General features: G+C 63.7%; 19 protein-coding genes. 13 read left to right on the top strand and 6 right to left on the bottom strand.

Annotated elements, in window-relative coordinates; all coding sequences use genetic code 11:
* Nucleotides 1-352: 352 nt before the first annotated feature.
* Entirely contained in the window at nucleotides 353-1594 is a 1242-nt protein-coding gene (locus tag NXY83_RS00885; RefSeq protein WP_258804247.1) for a plasmid pRiA4b ORF-3 family protein, read from the bottom strand.
* Nucleotides 1595-1856: 262 nt separating this feature from the next.
* Here NXY83_RS00885 and NXY83_RS00880 point away from each other — a divergent pair, with 262 nt between their 5' ends.
* The gene (locus tag NXY83_RS00880) at nucleotides 1857-3125 is read left to right on the top strand and encodes an ATP-binding protein (protein ID WP_258804246.1); all 1269 of its coding nucleotides are present in this window, start codon (nucleotides 1857-1859) and stop codon (nucleotides 3123-3125) included.
* Nucleotides 3126-3391: 266 nt separating this feature from the next.
* On the opposite strand, the gene NXY83_RS00875 is transcribed toward NXY83_RS00880, so the two are convergent.
* Nucleotides 3392-4126: a DUF389 domain-containing protein gene (locus NXY83_RS00875; RefSeq protein WP_258804245.1), complete on the bottom strand. Its 735-nt coding sequence runs from the start codon at nucleotides 4124-4126 to the stop codon at nucleotides 3392-3394.
* Complete coding sequence (locus tag NXY83_RS00870; protein ID WP_258804244.1) at nucleotides 4107-4340, bottom strand: recombinase family protein; 234 nt, start codon at nucleotides 4338-4340, stop codon at nucleotides 4107-4109. Before NXY83_RS00870 ends, NXY83_RS00875 begins: the two co-directional genes overlap by 20 nt.
* Before the next feature lie 113 nt (nucleotides 4341-4453).
* On the opposite strand from NXY83_RS00870, the gene NXY83_RS00865 reads away from it, so the two are divergent.
* The 12 genes from NXY83_RS00865 (at nucleotide 4454) to NXY83_RS00820 (ending at nucleotide 13193) form a co-directional block, all read left to right on the top strand.
* A complete protein-coding gene (locus tag NXY83_RS00865; RefSeq protein WP_258804243.1) occupies nucleotides 4454-4861 on the top strand; it encodes a YegP family protein in 408 nt (135 codons plus the stop codon).
* A 357-nt stretch (nucleotides 4862-5218) separates the two neighbouring features.
* Complete coding sequence (locus NXY83_RS00860) at nucleotides 5219-6022, top strand: hypothetical protein (protein ID WP_258804242.1); 804 nt, start codon at nucleotides 5219-5221, stop codon at nucleotides 6020-6022.
* Entirely contained in the window at nucleotides 6019-6447 is a 429-nt protein-coding gene (locus NXY83_RS00855; protein WP_258804241.1) for a phage holin family protein, read from the top strand. Before NXY83_RS00860 ends, NXY83_RS00855 begins: the two co-directional genes overlap by 4 nt.
* Entirely contained in the window at nucleotides 6448-7092 is a 645-nt protein-coding gene (locus NXY83_RS00850) for a DUF3618 domain-containing protein (protein WP_258804240.1), read from the top strand.
* 81 nt (nucleotides 7093-7173) lie between these two features.
* The gene (locus NXY83_RS00845) at nucleotides 7174-8310 is read left to right on the top strand and encodes a YihY/virulence factor BrkB family protein (protein ID WP_258804239.1); all 1137 of its coding nucleotides are present in this window, start codon (nucleotides 7174-7176) and stop codon (nucleotides 8308-8310) included.
* 145 nt (nucleotides 8311-8455) lie between these two features.
* Nucleotides 8456-9244 (top strand): PRC and DUF2382 domain-containing protein, encoded by a 789-nt coding sequence (locus tag NXY83_RS00840; RefSeq protein WP_258804238.1) that lies wholly within the window; start codon nucleotides 8456-8458, stop codon nucleotides 9242-9244.
* A 269-nt stretch (nucleotides 9245-9513) separates the two neighbouring features.
* Nucleotides 9514-9699: a hypothetical protein gene (locus tag NXY83_RS00835; RefSeq protein ID WP_258806408.1), complete on the top strand. Its 186-nt coding sequence runs from the start codon at nucleotides 9514-9516 to the stop codon at nucleotides 9697-9699.
* A 134-nt stretch (nucleotides 9700-9833) separates the two neighbouring features.
* Complete coding sequence (locus NXY83_RS20970) at nucleotides 9834-10262, top strand: PAS domain S-box protein (RefSeq protein WP_397427544.1); 429 nt, start codon at nucleotides 9834-9836, stop codon at nucleotides 10260-10262.
* Nucleotides 10262-10579: an EAL domain-containing protein gene (locus NXY83_RS00830; protein WP_258804237.1), complete on the top strand. Its 318-nt coding sequence runs from the start codon at nucleotides 10262-10264 to the stop codon at nucleotides 10577-10579. The genes NXY83_RS20970 and NXY83_RS00830 overlap by 1 nt, the downstream gene beginning before the upstream one ends.
* Nucleotides 10580-11195: 616 nt before the next feature.
* Nucleotides 11196-11591: a hypothetical protein gene (locus NXY83_RS20875; RefSeq protein WP_309484112.1), complete on the top strand. Its 396-nt coding sequence runs from the start codon at nucleotides 11196-11198 to the stop codon at nucleotides 11589-11591.
* A 29-nt stretch (nucleotides 11592-11620) separates the two neighbouring features.
* On the top strand, nucleotides 11621-11857 hold the full coding sequence (locus tag NXY83_RS20965; protein WP_397427543.1) for an ATP-binding protein: 237 nt from the start codon (nucleotides 11621-11623) through the stop codon (nucleotides 11855-11857).
* A gap of 223 nt (nucleotides 11858-12080) precedes the next feature.
* The gene (locus NXY83_RS00820; protein WP_258804236.1) at nucleotides 12081-13193 is read left to right on the top strand and encodes an FAD-dependent monooxygenase; all 1113 of its coding nucleotides are present in this window, start codon (nucleotides 12081-12083) and stop codon (nucleotides 13191-13193) included.
* Between the two features lie 288 nt (nucleotides 13194-13481).
* Here NXY83_RS00820 and NXY83_RS00815 read toward each other — a convergent pair whose 3' ends face one another.
* The 3 genes from NXY83_RS00815 to NXY83_RS00805 form a co-directional block, all read right to left on the bottom strand.
* Nucleotides 13482-14156: a DUF4396 domain-containing protein gene (locus tag NXY83_RS00815; RefSeq protein WP_258804235.1), complete on the bottom strand. Its 675-nt coding sequence runs from the start codon at nucleotides 14154-14156 to the stop codon at nucleotides 13482-13484.
* Nucleotides 14157-14379: 223 nt separating this feature from the next.
* Complete coding sequence (locus NXY83_RS00810; protein ID WP_258804234.1) at nucleotides 14380-14667, bottom strand: SHOCT domain-containing protein; 288 nt, start codon at nucleotides 14665-14667, stop codon at nucleotides 14380-14382.
* A 64-nt stretch (nucleotides 14668-14731) separates the two neighbouring features.
* A complete protein-coding gene (locus NXY83_RS00805) occupies nucleotides 14732-17509 on the bottom strand; it encodes a heavy metal translocating P-type ATPase (protein WP_258804233.1) in 2778 nt (925 codons plus the stop codon).
* Nucleotides 17510-17517 lie beyond the last annotated feature (8 nt).

Below are 17517 nucleotides of genomic sequence, written 5' to 3'. Positions count from 1 at the left end.
CCAGCAGGGGAGCAGCCCCTGCCGTGCTCTCCATTCGTCCTCTCGACATGCCTAGACCCTAGTGGCGTCGGGCGGGTTGCTGCAGCGGACACGCGGGTCCGGCGGTTCAGGAACCACAGTGACGTGGGCCGCCGTGGCCGTGGTGGTGGTACTGGGGGTTGGGGAGGGGTGACGGTTCATCGGTAGGCAGTCGCCGTGTTCCTTCCTTCAGAGCCTGTACTGCGCAGGAACCTGCACCGGGACGACTCTGTGACCGTGCTTGACCTCACGATCGGCCTACTCAGCTGCTCCACGCTTGAGGATACGCGGGCGGGCGGCACGGTCTGGCGCAGGTGCTGACCAGCCCGGCTCATCAGCCCGCGCGGATGCCTTTGTCAGCGAGGAACTCGCGGGCACGGCCTATCTGGCGGTCGGTGGAGAAGGCGTACCATTGTTCGCTGAGGTTCTCTCCGTGGACGAGGTCGCGGAACCGGCCGAAGGCACCTTTGCCTTCGATGACCCGCTCCAGCCGCTCCCGGAGGGCATCATCATGCTGCCGCTCGGCGAAAGCCGCCATGTCCTGCCAGGCATTCCGCGAACCGGTGCGGTCGAGTTGAAGCCAACGCCCCGGCTCATCATCCACGTCGATTGCAGCGCCCTCCCCAACGATCATCGGGTCAGTGGCGCTGTCGTCGTACACCTGCCCGGTGCGCAGGTCCACGTAGCCGCCGGTCGACAAGTCAAGGTCCCCTTCGAGCACGGTGCTGAGCATGTCGAGGTCTATTGGCACCACTCGGCCTGCCAGCGGCATACGGCGCAGACCGGCCAGCAGATCCTCCGCCAGCACCCGGTCACCAGCGCCGCCGCGCCTCGTCAGCCGGTTAATGACCGACAAAGCCACCGGCTCGGCTTCCTGGCGTCTGTGCTCCAGCGCCATCGCGATGCCCGCCCCCACCTGTTGGAGAGCACCATCGATGTCGCGTCCCGTCACCGCCGCCAGGAAGCGGGCCGCATCTCCCGCCCCGATAGCTTTACGCAGCTCGGACAGGTCCAGCCCCGGCACCTGCACATGTTCGGGCCATTCGTGCAGCAGCATGGGGTGCGGCCGGCTCGGTTTACCTGGCGCCTGGCTTTCCCCGGCGTCCGTAGCCCATCGGCGCCCGTACTGGTCCGGTATGCTGCCCCAGCCCCAGTACGGCAGGGGTGTATCAGGACGGATACCCAATACCTCCAGCGGGTCGACCTTTACCTCCCCGACCATGCAGCGGTGGGTCCAGGCGTCACCGAGGTCGAACGTGAACTGAAACTCAGTCCCTGGCTCCAGCGTCCGTACGACCTTGGCGACATCGATGTTAATTGGGGTGATGAGCGGTCCACCGATCGATGCTGCCATCTCGGCCCCGGTCTCTTCATCAGTGATTACCCGGCCGTCGGCCAGGGTGAACATTGACAGGTGCGAACGGTCCCATCGGGCAAAGGCATTATTGATGGCATTGGCGAGTTCCATGAAGGTGTGCGACGGTCCAACCGCAAAGATACGCCCGGGCCACGGCCACAGCTCCTCACCACGACCGCCCAGCAGTTCCACCGTCAGCGACAACCAGGTTCGTGCCATACCCCAAGGATGGCACGGGTTATAACCAGGAAAGTTCAGCCGTGAACGACCAGAATGCTTTTGCCGCTGGACCGGGCGCAGGCGCTGAACGTTGTGTGGTCCCTGATGGGATACCGAAGGACAGTTCGTCGGCGACATCCCCGAACGGATCGAACTGAAGGTCTACCACTAAGCCTCGGGCCTGGCCGCGGCTGACTTTATTACAAAACAGGTCCTTTATTAGGATCTAATAAAGCGATGTAAAGCTTGTAAGGTTAGTGGCATGGATCCAGTGAACAACCCCTACACGCCGAACGCGGGTGCTACGCCGGAGATTGTCATCGGCCGCGATGATCTCCTTGATGACTTCCGGGTCCTCCTGCGCAGGCTCGACAAGGGCCGAACCAATCAATCCATGATCATCACCGGCCTTCGCGGTGTGGGCAAAACCGTTTTGTTGGGGGAGTTCCGCCAGATAGCAGAAGAGTTTAGATGGAAGGTGCTGGAGCTTGAGGCCAGCAAACACGATGATGACCACTTCCGCAGGACTATCTACTCGCAACTGCGGGCCGCGCTCTACCAAATTTCACCACGAGCCAAGTGGGGAGCCAAAGCGCGGAAGGCTGCCCAGGTCCTGCAGTCCTTCAGTCTTTCCATCGATCCTTCCTCGGGTATTCCGACCCTGTCACTCGATGTCGACGCCGCCGAGGGATTTGCCGATCACGGCAGTCTCACCCTGGACCTGACGGACGTTCTGGTTTCGATAGGCGAAGCTGCCAGGGAACACGGAACGGGCTTGGTGCTGCTGTTCGACGAGGTCCAGTTCCTGAGCCAGTCACAACTCGAAGCCGTCATCCAAGCGATCCACAAATCGGTGCAGAGGAAACTCCCGGTAACGTTTGTCGGTGCCGGGTTGCCTCAGATCGCCGAGCTTGCCGGCGACGCAAAATCCTACGCCGAGCGGCTCTTCAAGTTCCCGAAACTCGGATCGTTGGATTTCCAAGATGCCAAGAAAGCACTGGCCGAGCCAGCGCGCATCGAAGACGTGCATTTCCAGGACGATGCACTGGTCCGGGCCTTCGAACTCACTGAAGGCTATCCATACTTTGTGCAGGAACTTGGGTACCAGGTGTGGGCAGTCGCAGACGGCGACTTCATCACCCTGGAAGATGTGGAGGACGCAAAGGACGCCTACGAGGCAAAACTTGATTCCTCGTTCTTCCGCGTCCGGCTCGACAGGGCCACCCAGCTGCAGATCGCCTACATGCGCGCCATGGCACAGCTGGGCCCCGACTCCCAAAAGGCCGCCGAGGTCGCCGCCGTCATGGGACGCGAGTCAACCCAGCTGGCCCCTACACGCTCCGAACTCATCAACATGGGCCTGCTCTATACACCCGCCCACGGCTACGCGGGCTTCACGGTGCCACACTTTGATCGGTTCATGCTGCGAGCCGTGCCCGAGCTGGAAGTGCCCCCAGTTCAAAAGCGCCGGGCCAAGCCCAAGAGAGTGAGGAATGATGCATCTGATGCAACATCAACCAACTTAGGTTGAAGTTATATCCATTATCGGCCATTTAAATTAGCCCGGGGAGCACCTGCAAAAGGGGCTCTTTCCGTGCCATGATTCGTGGCGTTTTTTTCCCAGAATCCGTACGTCAGAACTGCTCAGCCAGCGCCCGGTTCACTCGCTCCGTACGGCGTAACAACGACGCCGGCGAAGGCGTATGGCCACGAAGACCAAGAAAGCATGCTTAGCATTCCAAGCGTAAGGGGTTATGCGGTGCCGGCACATACCGGAGTGGTAACGTTACCGCCCCACTAGGAACTTTGGATCGCGGGTGGTTGTCCTGGTGTCATGCCCGTGGTGTGCGCGATGACCATGAGCACGACAATGGCCGCGATGAGTACGACGGAGATCGTAAGCGGAAGCGGCGCAGCCTCTCGGCGCAGCACGGCGAGTACGAGGATCCCCATCGCGACGATCATCGCGAAGTTCATACCGAGGAGCAGCAACCCTCCCAGTGCCCGGTCCCCGTCGCCCGCCAGTGCGGCGATGCCCGCCGCCGCGCCGGCCGGGACGAGCGCCAAGGCGGCGACGGTCCCGATCAGCGTGTCGGTCTTCTTCTCGGTTAGCGCGACGACTCCGACAACGCCGCCGGCCACCGCCGCGGCGAGGCTCCACCAGCCGGGGCGGACGCGCTCCTCAAGCATCGGCTTGGAGAGCAGTTCGGTGCCTGGCGGGATCACGTCGGTGACCTGCATGAGCAGGCCGGCCAAGACGGCCGCGACGGCGGCGCCGCCGAGACCGAGGGCGGCGACACCCGCACCCCGTGCGACCAGAGACGCTCGTCGATGAACGACGCCGAATGCGACGAGCGCGACGGGTGGCAGTGCGGGCGCGATGATCATCGAGCCGACGAGGATGGGCACGGAGTTGGACAGCAGGCCCACCCCGGCCAGTACCCCCGCCATGGTCATGTAAATCAGGTACCGCGGGGTCAGCGTCGCCTGCTCGGTCACATGTTCGAGCGCGTCATCGTCGCCGTCGGCCATCTTCCCCTCCTTGGCCGATCCGGTCCAGTCTCCACATGACCAGAGTGTCCCCTGGCCGGAGCTGAACAAGGACCTTTGTCAGTTCTGGCCGGGACTCTAGGTAACCGGAAGACGTAAAGATCCGGTAGCGGCCGGCGGCCTTCAAGGCGTCCTGCTGCAGGGCCGCGTCCTGGTTGCCGGTTGATACCCGGGCGTAGCCCAACAGATGTCCCATCCGCCTCAATGTATCAATACCCGCCGCGGCCGGGAAGAACCGGCATATAGAATCCGGCACTGGGTTTCGCTACAAAAACCGGGGTGTGAAACGCAATGATATTTGGCGTTGTTGTGTCAGCGGCAACTGGCGGCTGGTCCGCCCAGGGCACTATGACCGGCATATTCGAACTCTTCACCGACGACAACCAGCACTTCCGATTCAGGCTCCAGGCCCCCAGGACGGGGACGGTAATGGCCCTCTCCAGATCATTCCCCGACCAAGCCACCCCCGTCGCCGGCATCGCGGCCGTCCGCGAACACGCCGGAACGGCTCACCGATCTCCGCCCGGACATCCCCGGGTCACCAACGATCCGCGCCCGCGGCCCGACTGCCACTCCAACCGTCAGGGCGGCTCGGCCAGCCGGCGCGCAGCCGCCCGGCACGGCCACCGGGACACCAGGAAGACCCGGACGGAGCACACCCCGACTGCCATGCCCCGCCGGTCCGAGGCCGCGCGTAGCGCTACTCCTCCGGCCTGATCCCGCCCGCTGGCACCGCATACCCCATCGAAACCCGGGCCACGGACTGGATCATGTTCATCGAAATCGAACGGCTTACCTAACAGCAGGGGCTTCATAGCCGGGGCGGCGCAGGAAGCGTCTGCCCATGCGTAGTCCGGTGTTGGACGAGGCTGTCCGGGTCCTGTTGGTTCCCGTGCGTCCGCGAACTTATTACTTTTTGGCTCAAGCAGCGTCCAGTTCAGGCAGCCCCGGCGCGCGCCCCTGGCTGGGGGAATATGCGGGGCGGTTTGGGTCTTGCGTGTCCAATAGCAAGTGTGCTTACGCTTCTTGTGAGTTCTTGATCGCCAGCTGACCTTGATGAAAGAGAGCGCAACGATGACAGAGAACCCATGGCCGCAGGCGTCTGACCCCTACACCGCTGACCCTTACGGCACCGCGGGAACAGCCCCACCATCTACCGAGCAGGGCGGGGCCAGCAGCAAAAAGGATGCTGTGAAGGAAGAAGCGTCGAACGTGGCCGGGCAGGCTGCCGGCGCTGCCCAAGGGGTGGCGGAAACGGCCAAGGCCGAGGCCGCGAACGTCGCATCCGAAGCGAAAACAAGCGCGAAGGATCTGCTGCATCAGGCAAAATCCGGCCTCTCGGACCAGGCAGGCACCCAGCAGCAAAAGGCAGCCGAAGGGATCCGCACGATCTCCTCCCAGCTGCGCACCATGGCCGACGCCCCCGAGCAGCAGGGCGTTGCCTCCGACCTCATCCGCCAGGCCGCGGACCGTTCAGAGTCGATGGCGACGTGGTTGCAGAACCGGGACCCGGGATCACTGCTCGACGAAGTCAAGTCCTTCGCCCGCCAGCGCCCCGGCACCTTCCTGCTCCTCGCCGCCGGCGCCGGCCTGCTCGCCGGCCGGCTGGGCCGCAGCCTGCAGGCCGGCACCCCGGCACCGGAAGCTGCCGCAGGAACCGCGCCTCCGTATCCCGTCCGGCCGCCTGTCACCGACAGTAGCCTGGCGTCAGCGCCGGGTGCACCGCTGTATGACGCGCCGCCGGCAACTCCAATGACCTACGCAGGGACTGCGTACGGCGAGCCCGCCCGGCCCGGCTTCGAGGGCCAGGGCTCGGCAGGGGTTCCCCTGCGCGATCCCAACGATCCTTTTGTCGAGGGCGGAGGTCGTTCCCTGTGAGCAGTCAGATACCGGAGCCTCCTCCCACCCCCGCGCACGCCAAGGCAGACACGAATTCCCTCGGGGAACTCCTCGGTGACGTCACCCGGGACCTTTCCACCCTGATGCGCCAGGAACTGGAGCTCGCCAAGGCCGAAGCGAAACAGTCCGCAACAAAAGCCGGCAAGGGCGGCGGCATGCTCGCCGGCGCCGGCGTGGCAGGGCACTTCGTGCTCGTGTTCCTCTCCATTGCCCTCTGGTACGCCCTGGGCCAGCTGATGGGCCTGGGCTGGTCCGCCGTCGTCGTGGCGGTCATCTGGGGCATCATCGCCGCCATCCTCGCCGCGGTCGGCCGCAAGGAACTCAAGAAAATCAAAGGCATGCCCCAGACCGTCGAAACCGTCCAGGAAATCCCGCCCACCCTCAAACCCAACGGAGGCCACTAAATGAGCAGCGAGAACCCCGACGCCATCCGCGCCGACGTCGAAGAAACCCGCGCACGGCTGGGCACCAACGTAGACGCCGTCGCCGACAAGGTCACTCCCTCGAACATCGTGAACCGGCAGACCGGCAAGGCGAAGAACAAGGTCAGGAACGCTGTCGTCGGCGTGAAGGAAAAAGTCATGGGAGCAGCGGACACCGCCACGTCCAAGGTCTCCTCCGCCACCGGCACCGCAGGTTCCACCGTGGGTGATGCCGGAGCCGCCATCGGCTCCAGCCTCAGCGACGCAGGATCCGCGATCGCTGACACACCCCACCAAGCGGCTGCTAAAGCCCAGGGCAACCCCCTGGCCGCGGGCCTGATCGCCTTCGGCACCGGCCTGCTCGTCTCCTCCCTGATCCCGCCAAGCCAGAAGGAACGCGAAGCAGCCCAGACCATCAAGAGCGCTGCCGAACCCGTCACCACGCAGCTCACCGACGCAGCCAAGGACATGGCCCAGGGTATGAAGGAACCGGCCCAGGAAGCCATGGAAAACGTCAAAGCCACCGCCACTGACGCCGCCGCGCACGTCAAGGATGAAGGCCAAACCGCAGTTTCTGACGTCAAGGACAGCGCCACCGAAGCCAAGGACCACGTCCAGAACACCTAAAACCTGCGTGGCGCCAGCGGCCGCGCTCCCCCGGCAGGGGAGCCGATGCCGCTGGCATTGACCATCATTGGAGGATGTCCCATGGCCACGAATGAAAAGCCCGATACCAGCACGGCAAAGGCGTCCACAGCGCCGGCCCCGGATGATGAACGAAAGCCTGACAGCCCCACTGATTTGTCCAAGCCGTCCTGGATGTACATTGCCAAGAAGGCGTTCCGGGAGTTCAGCAGGGATCATTGCCCGGACCTTGCGGCCGGCCTCACGTATTATGCCGTCCTGTCGATGTTCCCGGCGTTGCTCGCTTTGGTTTCGCTCCTGGGGATCTTCGGCCAGCCGGAAAAAACTACCGGGGCCCTCCTGGAGATCGTGCAGGGCATCGCACCGGGCACGGCCATGGACGCGGTCCGCGGCCCCATCGAGGAACTGACCAATTCCCCGGCGGCCGGCTTCACTCTGGTCTTAGGCCTCGCGGCTGCCCTGTGGTCCGCTTCCGGCTATGTGAACGGGTTCGGCCGGGCCATGAACCGGGTTTACGAAATTGACGAAGGCCGCGGCTTCGTCAAGCTGCGCGGAACCATGCTCGGCGTGACGCTGCTGTGCGTGGTCATCGTTGCGCTGCTCGCGGCGATGCTGGTGGTCAGCGGACCGGTGGCTGAAGCCGTGGGCGGAGTTCTCGGACTCGGCGGGGTGTTCCTTACAGTCTGGAACGTCGCCAAATGGCCGGTCATCGTCTTGCTGGTCATTGTGGTCATCGCAATCCTCTACTACGCCACCCCCAACGTCCGGCAGCCCAAGATCCACTGGATGAGCGTCGGCTCCTTCATCGCTCTGCTGATCTTCGTGCTCGCTTCACTGGGGTTTGCTTTCTACGTGGCCAACTTCGGCAACTACAACAAGACCTACGGGGCCATCGGCGGAGTGATCGTGATGCTCCTGTGGCTCTGGATCCTGAACCTGTCTTTGCTGTTTGGTGCCGAGGTCGACGCCGAGATGGAGCGCGGCCGGGAGCTCCAGGGAGGCATCAAAGCGGAGGAAACCATCCAGTTGCCCCCGCGCGACACGAAGAAGAGCGCCAAAGTCCAAAAGCAGGAGGAGGAAGAAATCCGGCGCGGGCGTGAACTCCGAGAGCAGCAGCAAAGCCGGGACGCCGAACCGGGCCAGGACTCGGGGCAGAGGCGGGACAAGGACCAACCCCGGAAACGGAACCTGGGACGCTGAGCACCCACGTCTGGGTAACGGCGCGGGGATCGTCCAGTTGTGGCCGCCTTAATGTCCGTGCGGCCCGGTTCCAGAAGGTGGCCGCGTCGGGCCACTGTCACCGAAATAGGAAACACCGGAATCAGTATCTAAGGAGAAATCAGCCATGTTTACCAGGGAAAATATTGACAGCGTGCTCGGCGCAGGCGGAGACGTCCTGACAACGGACCGGGACAAGATCGGCTCCATCGGAGAGGTCTACACCGACGATGACAGCGGCAACCCGACCTGGGTGACCGTCAAAACCGGGTTTTTCGGCACGTCCGAGTCGTTCGTCCCGCTGCAGGGAGCGAGCGTCGACGGTAATGACATCCTCGTCCCGTACAGCAAAGACCAGGTCAAAGATGCCCCCCGCGTCGCGGAGGACGGACACTTGGAACCATCCGAAGAGGACCGCCTCTACGCCCACTACGGACTCACCGGCGGGGACACCACCTACACCGGGACTGACACCAGCCTCGGGACAGACACCTACGAAGCCACCGGCACCGGACGCGACACGTCCCGGGCCGGGTCCGATGATGATGCGATGACCCGTTCGGAGGAACGCCTGCGTGTCGGCACGGAAAAGCAGGAAGCGGGACGGGCCAGATTGCGCAAGTACGTCACCACCGAAAACGTCAGCCAAACCGTTCCCGTGCAGCGCGAGGAAGTCAGGCTCGAACGCGAACCCATCACCGAGGAGAACCGTGACGCCGCGATGTCCGGGCCGGACCTGACCGAGAGCGAACACGAGGTCACCCTCCAGGAGGAACGCCCCGTGGTGGAGAAGGAGACCGTCCCGGTCGAACGCGTCCGCCTGGACAAGGACACTGTCACCGACGACGTCACCGTAGATGAGGAAGTCCGCAAGGAAAACATCGATACCGACACAAACGGCGAAACCCGCCGATAAGAACACGAAAAGACGCAGGAGCCCGGGACTCCTCCTCCGGGCTCCTGCCATCCCCGCACCCGAGTATCACTGCACCCGAGCGTTGCTTGCGGCACGCCTCGTCCCCTTGGACAGGGGCGAAAGTCCCGCGCGGATCTGATCCTGTGCCTCGGCAGCGGGAAAATAGCTGCCTGTCAACCGTGATGGCAGAGGGCCCGGGCGAGACCGGAACGGCATGAAAACCGCCTGCCGCGGATTCCGGGGATCGCTCTTTTCCGACGACGGTCCGGATGACCTCCGCGCCACCCGCCAAGGGGCACAGCCTGGTCCTGGACACCACCCGCATCTTCGCAGGCATCATTGTGGCCGCGGTAGCCCTGATCGAGGCGGTACTGGGAGGAACTGCCGGAATGCGCAACCACCGCAAAGTGGACCGTGCCGGCTTCACGCCCAGGAACGAGGACGACGAGGACTAATTCAACTCACGGATTGCTCAGAGGACCGCGTTTTCCGCACGCAGGCAGCTTCAGACCTTGACCCGGTCAAGTTCTCAGCGACCTAACATTCCTGGGCGCTTTACCGATTCGGTGCGTCCCTGCGCCGGGCGGGAATGTCCCTGCCTTGCTCTGATGTCGGGTCCGCCAGATCACCGCAGCGATCACGGCCCCGGCCAGACCGAGGGAGGGAATCACGAGCACCATCCTTTCCCCGCCTCCCTCAGAGTCGGTACGGCGGAATCCTTCGCGGAAGCGCCCCTGGGCCAAGGGCCTGCCGGGATATGACCGGCTATGAACCTTCTGAGTTGCTGGGCCGGCATTTCAGTCTGATGATCGAGCGGGACGATCTGGCCGCCGCCGTGGAGAACAGGCTGAGCGGCCAAGCTACGGACGGGGCACGGTCCGGGCTTGTCACCGTCTGCCGTCATAAGAACGGCACACGCGTCGTCGCCGAGGTCTCGCAGCCCGCTGCGCGACGCGGCCAGACGTGTTTGATGACGCGGGGTTCGGGTTCGCGTCGGCAGTGTAGGCAGCATCCATAGTGCGTCATATCCTGCAGCTCGGTCCCGACCTGATCAAACTGGACCGGGACATCATTGCCGGCATCGATACCGACCCCGGCCAGCGGGCACTGGGCACGGCGATGGTCGGCTTCGCTGCGGAAGTCGGCGCAGTGCTCGTCGCGGAAGGAATCGAAACCCTCGGTGAACTGGATGCCGTCACCAGTCTGGGCATGGCCACCGGTCAGGGGTATCTGCTCGGCAGGCCCTCGATCAGGCTCGAAGACTGGACACGCTGGTTGGAAGCACCGCCCACGGCCGGATCCACCAGGCACGCCGACGAAGCCGCAGGCAGCTGAACCTAACACATCCCTCCTCACCGTCCGCCTGCCCGGCCGGTGGCTGCGCGTGCTTCGGCACGGATGGGTTCATCGTTGGCAGATGTCCTGTCGGGTACTGTCTTTCGGGCGGAATCCGAGCCGGCCGTTGAGCCGCCCGATCGAGTTGGGACACCAAGGGTCGGGGCAGCACCAGATCGGGGCGGACGGCTGGTCTTCGCGGGGAGGATCGACCGGGTACCGCGTCGGATTTGAGCGGCCGGACGGCCGCATTCGCAACAAAAGTACTGAACAGAAATGACGGTCCCCCAAGGTCAGCGCCGGCCAAGGACGCATGTTAATCCGGGCATCAATATAACGTCCGGGCCCACCCCCTCATAGAGTTTTTCCTTTGTGAGATGTCGGAGCGATCTCACCCTTCGACGGCCGCGCAGTGCGATCCGTCGCCTGACCGGCGGGGGCCAAGCTATCACGGGCTTGACACAATCAGGGAGATCGGAAGCTTCGGTTCCGGGAAACGTCGATGCTGTTGGAGGCCTAACGGGCGTCAGATCACGGCACAGCATCCTGGTTTTTCCGTCCGAACCAGGGAATAACGGCACCCCGCTAGGTCTGAAGCTGAACAAGAACCGTCTCCGTGCGCAAGGCCGCACCGGAACAGATGGAGGGAAACGTTGCCTATGACCGCTACTGCACCCGATGCCCCCATCCCGGTCCGCCAAAACCCAGGTTCCTCCAGGTGATTGCCGAAAGCCAGGAATCTTTGCAGGACGGCCTGGACCGCGCCGTGGAACAGGTCCGCGCAGCCGCAGCACCCGGCGACCGGCGCGGGATTCTGATCATCCGCCGGAGCCGATCGCTGTTCACCGTGGAAGCCAGCACCGACGTCCCTTACGGCATTATGCTGGAGAAAGACCGCTGGCACCGCCCCTCCCTTACCCGCAGCATGGAAGACCTCGGCGCCCTCGTGCGCCGGCACCGCATCGATGACAGCGTCAACAAAGCCATCACCCGCGCCACCAACGTGCTTTGATCTGCATCGATGACATAGGTCTCCTGCCGGTGCTCCGCCGACGCCGCCGAAGGCTTCTACCGCATCGTGGAAGCCTCCTACAAGAATGGTCTCTCGCGATCAGCTCGAACATGCACCCCTCCGGGTTCGATGAGCTCATGCCCAAAACCATCGCCACCGCGACCGTAGACCGGCTCCTCCACCACGCCCACCTCTGCCAAACCAGCGGCGAGTCCGTCCGGCTCATGCAAGCCCAAAACGAGAAAGGAACCCGCCCCATGAGCTAACCCAAAACCTGGACAGGCGCCCCGAAACCCGGCACGCCCGGGGCGCCTGACCCTGTCCAAAAATACTTGCCGCGACCGGTCAAACACCTGCCGCCACCGGTCATTTCTAAGTTGCCGTTGACAGGCTTTTTCCAAGTGTCCGCACGAGCGGCGAAATCTTGCGGCGTGGACGAAGGTCGTTTGGCTGTAGGGGGCTGAGGAACGGTGCACTACGCTCACATGCATGGGACAAGTAAGAGTCCTGATCTGCGGGGCTGGCATAGCTGGTTCGACGCTCGCGTTCTGGCTGGCCCGATATGGCTTTCAGGTTTCGGTTGTCGAGCGTGCCCAGGGGTTGCCCTCCAGCGGCGCCCCTGTGGATGTCCATGGGCTGGCGACCGAGGTTGCGCGGAGTATGGGTGTCCTGGAGCGCCTCAAGGAACGCAGTACCCGCGCCCCGGACCTTGCCTTGGTAACACCAACAGGACATCGGATCGGACCGATTCGGATTGGCAGGCCTCGGGGAGATGACGTCGAGATATCCCGGGCAGACCTCGCCTGCATTCTTTGCGAGGCAGCACAGGACGATGTTGAATTCCTGTTCGGTGACTCAATCACCGCGTTGTACACCGAACTCGGCGGCGTCAACGTTGCCTTTGCTCAGTCCCGACCGCGCCGCTTCGACCTCGTCATCGGCGCCGACGGGCTGCATTCCAGGGTCCGGGAGCTAATCTTTGGCCCTGAAGATCGCTGCGTGCGCCCGCTCGGCCTCTACATCGCTACGATGTCGCTCGGCCGGGCAGCTACGGATCCCTACACCGTGCTGATGTACAACCGCCCAGGAAGGTCGCTGACAGTACATCCCGTCCTCGGCACCGCAGGAGTTGGCTTCATCTTCCGCGCTCCGCCCCATCCACGCGCCGATTACCGAGACCTTCAAGATCAAAAGCGCGTTGTCCTCAGCGCCTATGGCGGCATGAATTGGAATGTGCCGGAACTGCCGGGTCTGCACGAGCAAGTGAGCGCCGCGGACGACTTGTACTTCGACGCCATCAGTCAAGTGAGGATACCCAGCTGGTCCTGGGGACGTGTGGGCCTGCTAGGGGACGCCGCATCCTGCGTTTCGCTGTTCGGCGATGGTTCCAGTCTGGCCATGCAAGGGGCATTCACGCTCGCTGACTTCCTGGCCGAATCCCCCCACGATCCGGCGACCGCGCTGCTGCGCTACGAATCCAGCCACCGAAAAACCAGCCGGTCCCGTCAACGCGGCCACACCCTGGCAGCCCAGTGGCTCATCCCCGCCAGCCGGGCAGGCCTTTTCGCCAGGAACCAGACCGCCCGCCTGTTACCTGGCTGAACCGGCCGATGCTCACCGTCACAGCTTAACGGAATATCCGTTATCGGCCCTTGAAATCAGCCCGGGGGAGAGGCTTGAAAAAGCCTCTCTACCTGCCAAAGAAGGTTCTGTTAGCTGTTGGCGATTACCGAGAGATTGCTAGCTGTTGGCGATTACCGAGAGATTGCGTCGGCGGCTGCCGCGGCTCGTTGCAAGCTTGCCTGCATCGGCGGCGGGCCCGGCGCATGACGCACTGTTCAGCACACCGCAGGCCCTGCCATAAAACTCCTCGCCTTGCATCCGCAACGACTACAGCGAGACGACTTTGACGCGACGCTGGATGAGCCAGCGGACGGCCGGGTATGCGGTGAAGAAACCTAGAACCAGGCCGATTTGCATGAGGAAGAAGAAGCTGATGTCGGTAGGGGCCGGCATGAAATTGCCGAAGTGCATGGAAAGCATCCATCCGCCCATGCCGATGTCGAAGGCGAGGACAGTGACGACGGCGGTCAGCAAGGCGGTACCGGCACTCTTTCCCGTCGGGCCGTGCCGGTCTGCGGACGCAAAAAAGTACTCAAAGGCGAACAGCAATGCGATGGCCAGCAAAGCGATGACAATAATCAGTACCCACAGGTTCGTTCCTGCGATAGTGAGTCCGCTGGCCACCACGAGTGGAACCCCGATGAAGTGTCCCACGGTCGCAGCTGCTCCGCCTGGGACTCCACCTGCGAGTGTTCTCCTGTGTAGGTCTTCCGTCTGCTCGCCCCTGCCCCGCGAAGCGTTCTTACCCCAATGGTTGTAGAGCCAGAGGCCGAAGGGCCCGAGGTATAGGGCCGAAACCGGCCACACGAATCCCATGGCAGCGTTGGGCTGGTGGCGGCGCCGACCGTAAATGTCGTACAGCACCAGCGCTGCACTGATTACTCCCACCGCGACAAAGAACCAGGACACCGGGGTCAACCAGCCAGGTAGTGCAGTTTCCATAGACGTCATATCCATAGCATCGTCATTCATACATTTATTCGCTTTCTCGTTGTTGTTCACCTATTACTTGCAGTTGAGGCCCCGAAGGCTCGCTTGGCCTTCGAGGTCTCAGATGCACCGCTCACGGGCAAATCTCCAGCACCACTTAGATCGGATGTATAGCTCACTAGGCATCGTCGCTCACTGGGGTGGGATCGCGTGTGCGGCGGAGGATCTTCCGGGCCTACCCGCCGATGACTTCACGCCGTTCCCGATATTCTTCAGTGGTCAGTTCGCCCCGCGCGTACCGTTCCTCCAGCACCTCCCGGGCCCGGTTACCTCCGGCCGGGGCTGACACCGTGGCGGCAGCCCGATTGTTCCGCAGCCAAACAATGAGAGCCCAGATACCAAGGACTGCTAAGGCGAACAGCGCCAACGTCAGTAGGATCCCGAAGACCATCATGCCGCCGCCCATCATTCCGCCAGGGCCCATCATTCCCATCATCGTGCCGTCAGTGTCACAGTCGAACATGCCGTTTTCTCCTTCCCGGCGCTACCCGATTGCACGCTGCGCGGGCGGGTTTTCCCTGTCGTTGTCATCGGCTTTGTTTCCCTTCTGTTGGTGCCTTGAAGGCATTTAGGCGGCTGGAGTTGACTACTACGCTGATGCTGGAGAGCGCCATGGCGGCGCCGGCGACCATGGGCGAGAGCAGCGCTCCGGTCCACGGGTAGAGCAGCCCGGCCGCGAGGGGGATGGCTGCGGTGTTGTAACCGAAGGCGAGCACGAGGTTTTGCCGAATGTTGCGCATGGTGGCCCGGGACAGGGCGACAGTCTTGCCCAGTCCGGACAGCTCCCCGGACATGAGCGTCACGTCTGCGGCCTCGATGGCCACGTCGGTTCCGGTTCCGATAGCGATCCCGACATCGGCCTGAGCCAGGGCGGGGGCGTCATTGATGCCATCACCGACCATGGCCACGAGCTTTCCCTCGTCCTGAAGCGAACGGATTTCAGCTGACTTGTCCTGGGGCAGCACGTCGGCAAGGACGCGTTCGATGCCTGTCTGCCGGGCGATCGCTTCAGCCGTGGCCCGGTTGTCCCCGGTGATCATGACCACCTCAAGTCCGCGCCGGCGCAGTTCCGCGACGGCCTCGACGGAGTCGGGTTTGAGGGTGTCTGCGACGGCGAGGACACCGGCTGGCTGTCCGTCGATGGCCGCATACATCGCGGTTTTGCCCTCATGTGCGAAACGTTCGGCGTCAGGCTGCAGCCCCGAAATGTTGATGCCGGCATCGGAGAGGAGCAGGGAGTTCCCGACCAGCACCTCCCGGTTTTCCACTGTGGCACGGATGCCCTTGCCGGTGACCGAGTCGAAAGCCGTTGCCTGCGGAAGGTTCCCGGCTTTTTCGCGGGCACCGCTGACGATGGCCGCGGCAAGGGGATGTTCGCTGTTCGCTTCCGCTGCCCCAGCGAGGCGCAACAGCTCGCCGGCGTCGAAGCCCTGGGCGGGGGCGGTGTCTGTCAAGGCCGGCTTCCCGCGGGTCAGCGTCCCCGTTTTGTCCAGCACGACGGTGTGAAGCTTGTGCACTGTTTCCAGGGCGGCGGCGCTCTTGACGAGGACCCCGAGGGAGGCGCCCTTGCCGCTGGCGACCATGATCGACAGCGGAGTGGCGAGCCCCAGCGCACAGGGGCAGGCGATGATCAGCACGCTGACGGCGGCAACGACGGCCAAGGACAGGGAATCGCCCACCGTGAACCACAGGACGAAAGTTATTATTGCAATGAAAACGACGGCGGGCACGAAGTAACCCGATACAGCGTCGGCCAGCCGTTGGATCGGCGCTTTAGAGCTCTGGGCTTCCTGGACGAGCCTGATGATCTGTGCCAGCGCAGTGTCGGCCCCGACCCGGGTGGCGCGCATCGTGAAAACGCCGGTGCTGTTAACGGTCGCGCCGATGACAATGTCCCCGACCTGCTTGGTCACGGGCACGCTCTCACCGGTAACCATCGACTCGTCCACCGCCGAGCGGCCATCGATCACCTCGCCGTCGACCGGGATCTTTTCACCTGGCCGGACGCGGATCTCATCCCCCGGCTGGACGTCTTCGACGGCCGTCTCAATTTCCTGTCCGCCCCGCAGCACCTTCGCCGTCGCGGGCGTGAGCGCCACGAGTGAACGGATGGCGTTACCCGTGCCCGCACGGGCCCGGGCCTCCACCACGCGGCCCAGCAGGATCACCGTGATAATGAAGGACACCACCTCGTAGTACACCTCGCGCACATCCGGCGGAAGAAGCTGCGGGGCAAAGGTCACGACCAGGCTGTAGCCGAAGGCAGCCGTGGTGCCCAGCGTAATAAGGCTGTTCATTTCCGCGGAGCGGTTGGCCAGGGCCCGCCAGCCGATGCGGTGGATGGGCCAGCCGACGACGAACATGACCGGCAGTGTCAGCAGCAGCTGGGTCAACGGGCTCTGCAGGATATCCGGCACGTACTGGTCTCCGAGGAAGTGCTCTCCCATGACCGCGTACAGCACCGGCAGCGTGAGCACCGTACCCAGACCGACCCGCCAGCGCAGATCCTTCAGTTCATCCTCGCGCGCCGCGGCCTCCGCGTCCTCTGTGCCTGAGGAGCCAGGTTCGGCGCGCAGGCGAGCAGGGAAACCCGTGGCTTTCGCCACTTGTTCCAGGGCCTTAACCTCGGCCTGGGTCGGGTCGTACAGCACCACGGCGCGCTCGGCACCGAAGTTGACGGTGGCGCTGTCCACTCCCGCTATCCCACGCAGTTCCGCCTCCGCGGGCCCGCTGTCCCGGGGCAGGCTGCTCAGGGCACCGGGAAGCATGAAATCCGCACGTACAGGACCGCCCTGCCACTCCACCATGGGCCCGACTCCCACTGCCCGGGCCGTCTCCCCGCCCCGGTCCCGTGCCGCGGCTGCCTGGGAAGCGGGCAAGGGAGCGCCACCGCGGCCGGCATTTTCAGTACCGGCTGCAGTTCCGCCGTCGGCGGACTCAACAATCAGCCTGCCATGGAGCATGTTCATTCCGCAGGCCCACGGATACTCCCCAGGCTCTTCAACAAGGAGATCGACAGCTGTGGTGTCGAAGGCCGCGAGAGACACGCTTTTACGCAGATCCGGGAAAACAACACGGCTGGTGCAGTCGCTGTTGTCCTGCCGGTTGAAACGAAGACGGACCGGGACTCCCGCGGTGACACGGACAAGATCAGGGGAGTAACCGCCCCGGACGGCGATATCCACCTGTTGCACGCCTCCGTGCAGTTCAGCGGAGACGGCCCTGCGGGGGGCGAAGAAATACCAGGCCAGAAAACCGATGAGCGCAGCCCCGCCAAGAATGACTACCAGGTCGACAATGTTCATTCTGCCCT

Source organism: Pseudarthrobacter sp. NS4, from assembly GCF_024758005.1.
In the GTDB taxonomy this organism is placed as follows: Bacteria; Actinomycetota; Actinomycetes; order Actinomycetales; family Micrococcaceae; genus Arthrobacter.
Note: the sequence above shows the minus strand (reverse complement) of the source record. Positions and strands in the feature narration are given on the sequence as shown.